The organism is Cyanobacteriota bacterium (assembly GCA_025054735.1).
GTDB lineage: Bacteria > Cyanobacteriota > Cyanobacteriia > SKYG9 > SKYG9 > SKYG9.
Genome location: JANWZG010000232.1, coordinates 1 through 6,256, shown reverse-complemented (window position 1 = coordinate 6,256; position 6,256 = coordinate 1). Strand labels below are relative to the sequence as shown.

General features: G+C 50.1%; 8 protein-coding genes. 2 read left to right on the top strand and 6 right to left on the bottom strand.

Annotated features, from left to right (window positions below; translation table 11 throughout):
• From NZ772_11855 to NZ772_11835, 5 genes are all read right to left on the bottom strand, one after another.
• The coding region (locus NZ772_11855; GenBank protein ID MCS6814241.1) for a metallophosphoesterase at positions 1-534 on the bottom strand (534 nt) is incomplete at its 3' end.
• Positions 535-557: 23 nt separating this feature from the next.
• A complete protein-coding gene (locus NZ772_11850) occupies positions 558-1,310 on the bottom strand; it encodes an NAD-dependent epimerase/dehydratase family protein (protein ID MCS6814240.1) in 753 nt (250 codons plus the stop codon).
• A 7-nt stretch (positions 1,311-1,317) separates the two neighbouring features.
• Entirely contained in the window at positions 1,318-1,812 is a 495-nt protein-coding gene (locus NZ772_11845; GenBank protein ID MCS6814239.1) for a photosystem I reaction center subunit XI, read from the bottom strand.
• A 122-nt stretch (positions 1,813-1,934) separates the two neighbouring features.
• Positions 1,935-2,063 carry a photosystem I reaction center subunit IX gene (psaJ, locus tag NZ772_11840; GenBank protein MCS6814238.1) on the bottom strand — a complete coding sequence of 43 codons (129 nt, stop codon included), beginning with the start codon at positions 2,061-2,063 and terminating at the stop codon, positions 1,935-1,937.
• Between the two features lie 39 nt (positions 2,064-2,102).
• The gene (locus tag NZ772_11835) at positions 2,103-2,585 is read right to left on the bottom strand and encodes a Photosystem I reaction center subunit III (GenBank protein ID MCS6814237.1); all 483 of its coding nucleotides are present in this window, start codon (positions 2,583-2,585) and stop codon (positions 2,103-2,105) included.
• A 278-nt stretch (positions 2,586-2,863) separates the two neighbouring features.
• Here NZ772_11835 and tsaD point away from each other — a divergent pair, with 278 nt between their 5' ends.
• On the top strand, positions 2,864-3,907 hold the full coding sequence (gene tsaD, locus NZ772_11830) for a tRNA (adenosine(37)-N6)-threonylcarbamoyltransferase complex transferase subunit TsaD (GenBank protein ID MCS6814236.1): 1,044 nt from the start codon (positions 2,864-2,866) through the stop codon (positions 3,905-3,907).
• An 84-nt stretch (positions 3,908-3,991) separates the two neighbouring features.
• Entirely contained in the window at positions 3,992-5,251 is a 1,260-nt protein-coding gene (locus NZ772_11825) for a serine/threonine-protein kinase (protein MCS6814235.1), read from the top strand.
• Positions 5,252-5,265: 14 nt separating this feature from the next.
• Here the strand turns inward: NZ772_11825 and glsA are convergent, their stop codons facing one another.
• Positions 5,266-6,174: a glutaminase A gene (gene glsA / locus NZ772_11820; protein ID MCS6814234.1), complete on the bottom strand. Its 909-nt coding sequence runs from the start codon at positions 6,172-6,174 to the stop codon at positions 5,266-5,268.
• Positions 6,175-6,256: the final 82 nt, after the last annotated feature.

Genomic DNA, 6,256 nt, shown 5'->3' with positions numbered 1-6,256 from the left:
CATTGCCAAGAAAGTATCTGGCTCTAGGAGGCTAATCTGGTCAAGCCAGTCAATATGGGTGGGTAGTGGGTGGTGGTGTAGAGCAATGAGGGTAGGATGGGTAGAATGGGCTTGCAGTTCCTGATGCAGCCAAGCCAGAGTACTCGCACTAAGCTGGCCTGTACCAATGCAGTTGGTGGTGATTACAGAGTTAAGAAGAATCAGTCGCCACTGACCAATCGTTAAGGACTTACGGGCATCAAAGGGCGGTTGGTTGAGGGTTTGGGCCAGGCGATCGTATAAATCATGGTTGCCTGGTAACCACAGGCAGGGAATGCCTAGCGGAGTGATCATAGCAACAAGTTGCTGATAGGCTTCCCAATCGCCCGCATCGGCTAAATCTCCAGTGAGGAGTAGATAGTCAGGCTCGTAGGGTTGTATAGCAGCCAGCACAGCCGCAAGGGAGTCCTTAGTGGGAAAACCCCGCAGACGAGAAATGCTCATGGGTACCAAGTGGGTATCCGTCAGTTGAACTAGGGTAATCGGTGAGGTCATGGTTGCAGTTGAAAAACAGTAGATTACCAAGTTAGGGTAGCAAGGGCAGCCAACCAAGGACGACGACCAACCCGACGCTTACCCTGTAACACACCTCGGACAAGGCGATCGGCATTAGGGGGTGGCTTCATCCGCGGCGGCTTAGGAAGACGGGCAGCTAGCTGTGCCTGCAATTCTGATGGAGCGCGGGGCGGAAACACCAAGGACAGGGAAAAGCCGGGCAACAAGGTTGAACCATTAAGAGTTGGGTGCTGAAGTGTAGAGCTAGGGATGAGATTCGTGATGGTACTAGTTGTGGCTGCTGTCAAGGATTTGTGGGCTAATAAATCTCGGCTTTTGGCTTCTGCCCATGTCCAAAGAGCAGCTTGCGTGGCACTAAAGTGCCCTAGCCCTGGCAATCCTAGCCGTCCATTCTGACCTAAAAATACACCAACTCTGCCATAGCCTGTTGGTTGCATTCGGGTCAAGGTGGTTTCAATCAGCTGGATAGGCGTAACGACATTGGGTTGAAGCAGGGGGGCGATCGCTGTATCCCAAGCTACTGCACAATGAAATAAGGCTTGAGGAGTATCCAGAGCAGCAAGCGCGCCCCAATCTGGTGCATTCAAGTCAAAGGCAACCCACCTACAGGACTGGTTGCGAGATGTAGCCCAAGCCATTAGGTCGGCAGGTTCACTGCGGCTGAGGGCAACCACCTGCCACCCCAACCGCAACAAACTCAAGGTCACATTCCGTCCCCAAAATCCAGTAGCACCCGTTACCCAGGCAATTGGCATGGACAACTTAGCCAAATACACCCTTAAAGGAAATGCCGAAGATAGACAGAAGGCCAAGGATCAAATAGGCAAACAAGGCTCCGCCAACACCACCCACTAGAAAACCACTAGTGAATTGGCTCCAGCCTTCATCAGTTTCTAGCTCCTTAGGCGGATTAGGGGCTGTGATGGTAGTAATGGGCTTTTTCACACCCACAGCACTATAGATAAACAGGCAAGCCGTCAGAATAACGATTAAGCCGATCGTACCCAGCAATCCTGCCAAGTTAGGTACAACCGAATTACGTAGAGGGCCTAGTAGCGAGAAAGGCCCCAGCAGCAGATAGCCGTGAGCCATGCCAATTTCTAGCCCTCGTCGTTGGGGCGATAGACTAGGCCGATAGGCAGGTAAGTTATTAATAAACCAAACTGTAAGGGTCGATGAATTCACTGGAGTTGCAAGATTGCCAATCTGGGGATCACCAGCCGGTCGAACTACACTGCGATCGTTAGGGGTGCTCATGGATAAAACGTAGTCTCCTGGTCACGTCTGCTATACCTTTTACCAGAAAACAGTAACCCACGATCGCCTGAACAATCGTGGGTTACCAAACTATGCAAACTCAAGGTTAAGCCACACTAGTGCTATGGCATGGGGTGGAACAAGAGGTCAGGAAAGAAGCGGTTAAACTCAATAATGATGCCAGCCGTGATCACCAACCATACGGTCGCCACCACAGGGGCAGTCGAGAGATACTTGAGAAGATCCTGCATAGGTAATTCTCCAAAATCACTGCATGTACAAACCAGTTGTTAACGAGGAGACAACGTAATTTCGTCGTCCTTAGCCAGCATTTCACCCGTGGTGAATTCCTTAAGCGCCAGCAGAGGCCATAGGGCAGCACTCAAAGAACACTGAATAGCAACAGGAATGTCAATAATAATCTCTTTCTCTTCAGGATTGCCACTCTTCTTCGCACCTTGGAGGTAGGAGCGTCCTGCCCAACCAATCCAACCAGCAATATAGAGAAACATGATGCCAGGGATGACAAAATCACCTGCATGGGCAATATTGCCGTCAGCGATCAAGTGAGGCAAACCATCGTCACCACACAATGCTTGAGAATACCGTTCAAAACGAGCTTTTGCCTGGTCAGTGGTGGCTGCCTGGGCACTAGCTATAAAGGCGGGATTTTCGCCACAGGGCGTTAGGTTAGCATAGTAGGCTGCGGAGGCAGGAGCGGCAAAGCCAATCCAGAGACAAACAGCTAGAATTAGCGCAAATAATCGTCCCATAAATGGTTACCTTTTCTAAGCAGATAGCAGGGGTTTATGTGTTAGTGCTAGTTATAACGCCGAAAGAACTATAGAATTCCTCCGGCTAAACGTACCGTATATCACTAGATCTCGAACTGCTACAATCTCTAAGCTGCATGAATCTATAGCAACGTGTACGTAACCGTTTTGCGACAGATTTGTCAAGCCTCAAGCTTAAGCAGCAAGCTGCTGTAACAGAGAGTTACTCAGTGTTACGTTACTAAACTTCAAAACTTACTCGATCACATTACCAGGCAATGGCAACCGTTTTGGCAATTGAAACAAGTTGTGATGAAACAGCCGTGGCGATCGTTAAAAATCGTTACATTTTGAGTAGCATTGTGTCGTCACAAATTTCAGTACACCAACCCTATGGGGGCGTTGTTCCTGAACTTGCATCCCGGCAGCATTTGGAATTAGTGAATCTAGCGATCGCTCAGTGCTTGGATGCGGCTGGCATAACCTGGCAAGATATTGACGGCGTTGCCGCCACCTGTGCTCCTGGGTTGGTTGGGGCACTGCTCGTGGGGCTAACGGCTGCTAAAACCCTAGCTATGCTCTACGATAAGCCCTTCTTGGGCATCCATCACCTAGAAGGTCACATCTACGCTTCCTATTTAGGTGCCCCTAACCTGCAACCTCCATTTCTCTGTCTGCTGGTATCAGGTGGACACACAAGCCTAATTCACGTCCGGGGCTGTGGGGACTACGTCACCTTAGGTAAAACCCATGATGATGCAGCCGGAGAAGCCTTTGACAAAGTTGCCCGCATTCTAGATCTTGGTTATCCAGGGGGGCCTGCAATCGACCGGCTTGCACCCACAGGCAACCCGCAAGCATTCATACTGCCGATCGGACAGATTTCTCTCCCAGGGGGTGGTTATCACCCTTACGATTTCAGCTTTAGTGGCTTGAAAACAGCCATGGCCCGACTTGTAGAAAAATTGCGTCAAGAAACCGACACCTTACCGATCGCTGACCTAGCCGCCAGTTTTCAGGCCACGGTAGCCCATACCCTCACCCAACGGACAATTGCCTGCGCTCTAGAGCATCAGTTATCAACGATCGCCGTTGGCGGTGGTGTAGCTGCCAATCGAGGGCTTCGCCAGCGCTTGCAAGCCGTTGCGGCTGACCATGACCTCACGGTGCTGTTTCCACCCATGCAGTTCTGTACAGACAATGCCGCCATGATTGCCTGTGCAGCAGCAGATCACCTTAATCAAGGTCACACCTCACCCCTAACTCTGAGTGCCCGATCGCGTATGGCGATCGCCGATGTGATGCAGCTTTATACGACCTAGCCATCACAGCCTGACAACAGATATATTCTGAACATGTATCCTGAACATAGATAACGATGACATCCCCCCTGTCACTCACAGCCTGTGATTACCATCAGCCTCATTGATCCCCATCACCAAACCCCGTTACAGAAATGGCAATTTACCCATAGCTCTACGATTCGGATTGGACGGGCTAGCGATAACCAAGTAGTGGTTAACCATGCTCAAGTGTCTCGGTATCATGCAGAGCTAACACTAGTTAGTAGCTCTCCGCAATCTCTCCTGTGGCAGTTAGTGAATCAAGGGCGCAATGGCACGCTCATTAATGGCATCGCCGTCTCTCAGGGCCAAGTTACTCATAATGATGTAATCCAACTAGGGGTAGATGGGCCGTTACTACAGGTGCAGATAGCCTCATCCGCTAGTCTTACTAACCAGGGGACACCTGCTCTGAACAGTGGCAAGATAACAGCCCCTAATCAACCCTGCAACCATTTAGGCAACTCATCTGAGCATCGCTTCTGTGTACACTGCGGGGAACCATTAGGCGTAATAGCAACCATTCGCCACTATCAAATTTTAGGCATTCTAGGGCAAGGGGGCATGGGCACTACCTACCAAGTGTGGAATACCCAAGCAGCCCAGCAATGGAATCGCTTGACCTTAGGAGGTGTTCAGCCTTTGCAAGTACTGAAGGAAATGAACACTGATGTAGCAAGGATCCCCAAAGCTCAAGAATTATTTGAACGAGAAGCACGGATTCTCAGCAGTTTGAATCATCCAGGGATCCCCAAATTCCTAGACTTCTTTGTGGAAGGAGGGAAGAAATACTTGGTGATGGAAATGATTCATGGTCAAGATCTAGAAAAGAAGGTGCTTACTCAAGGCTGTATGACTCCTGAGCAAGCGATCGCCTGGATGATTGACCTTTGTGATGTGCTTGCCTACTTACACCAACAAACTCCACCGATTATTCATCGAGACATTAAGCCCGCCAATATTATGGTGCGACATAAAGACCAGCAAGTGATTTTGTTGGATTTCGGAGCCGTGAAGGAAATTGGCACTCCGTTAGGCACCTGTATTGGTGTAGAGGGCTACAGCTCACCTGAGCAAGATCGAGGCGCGCCCGTTACTCAGTCCGATTTGTATGCGATCGGCACCACGCTGATTTTTCTGCTGACGGGCAAGAACCCCCAACTGTACTATGAGCAGCAGGGCAAAGAGTATCGGTTTAATCTCCGCCATGTGAAGGCTATTCCTCCCAAGTTGCGGCAAGTGATTGACCATGTGACGGCACCCCGTGCTATTGATCGCCTACAAACCGCCCAAGCTCTGGCAAAGGCTCTAGCTAGCTGCTAAGCAACTCCTGAGAATTAGAAAATACTTAATGACAACGATTGGCTGAGTTTTTCCAGCAGTAACATACCTGCGATCGGGTTACCAACAGCATCGAGGGCGGGGCTATAGCTAGCAATGGCTCCCTCCCTCGGCACCACAGCCAGCAAGGCTCCACTCACACCTGACTTGGCGGGCAATCCGACTCGCACGGCATAGCGACCAGACATCTCATATAGCCCACAGGTCAGCATCAGGGCATTGACAATTTGACGATTGGTCATCACAACTCCTGGCTTGCCAGCCAAGAGCAGCCCTAAGTTCACTAAGTCAATTACAGTACCTGACAGGCAACAAACATGGTTATAGGTATCTAGGGTCACCTCTTCGTCATCCACATATCCTGCTTGAGCCAACAAGGAAGTTAGCGCTCGATTTTGTTTGCTGCCGCCTTGGCGCACAGACATCACCATCGCCTCATCAAGGACATAATTGCTATTGGCAGTTTGGTTAAGCCAGTCGCAAAAGCGATTACACCGTTCCAGAGCGCTATTTCCGGGCAGCATCGATGCCAACACAAGGGCACCGCTATTAATCATAGGATTGCGGGGAAAGCCGCGATCGGCCTGAAGTTGCTGTAGAGAGTTAAATGGCTCCCCAGATGGATCCAACCCTACCCGCTGAAATACCTTTGCCTTGCCAAAATGTTCTAGCAAATACAGTAGGACAAAAGGCTTAACCACACTCATTAGCACAAACCGGGTTTGGGCATTTCCTACCACGTAGGTTGCACCCTCTAGACAGCGGACTGCCACCACCAAGTCAGTAAGATTTGCTTCTAGCAGCCGAGGAATGTAGTTCGGTTGTTGTCCAGTTTGTAAGTGTTGTTGAATCTTAGCCGTCCATGCCCTTAGTTGAGTAGGTGTTAAGGTGGCAAGGTTAGTCATGGGATAGCGCGATCAATAACCGTGTGTTGCTTGTGTAGGTACATATCCAGCCCAAAGCTTACTCATAACCCGCCCTACAGAC

Excerpts from the sequence above, each read along its gene's own strand:
- NZ772_11845 (MCS6814239.1), bottom strand. The coding sequence starts at position 1,812 with ATGAGCACCCCTAACGATCGCAGTGTAGTTCGACCGGCTGGTGATCCC.
- tsaD (MCS6814236.1), top strand. The coding sequence starts at position 2,864 with ATGGCAACCGTTTTGGCAATTGAAACAAGTTGTGATGAAACAGCCGTG.
- NZ772_11835 (MCS6814237.1), bottom strand. The coding sequence starts at position 2,585 with ATGGGACGATTATTTGCGCTAATTCTAGCTGTTTGTCTCTGGATTGGC.
- glsA (MCS6814234.1), bottom strand. The coding sequence starts at position 6,174 with ATGACTAACCTTGCCACCTTAACACCTACTCAACTAAGGGCATGGACG.
- NZ772_11850 (MCS6814240.1), bottom strand. The coding sequence starts at position 1,310 with ATGCCAATTGCCTGGGTAACGGGTGCTACTGGATTTTGGGGACGGAAT.
- psaJ (MCS6814238.1), bottom strand. The coding sequence starts at position 2,063 with ATGCAGGATCTTCTCAAGTATCTCTCGACTGCCCCTGTGGTGGCGACC.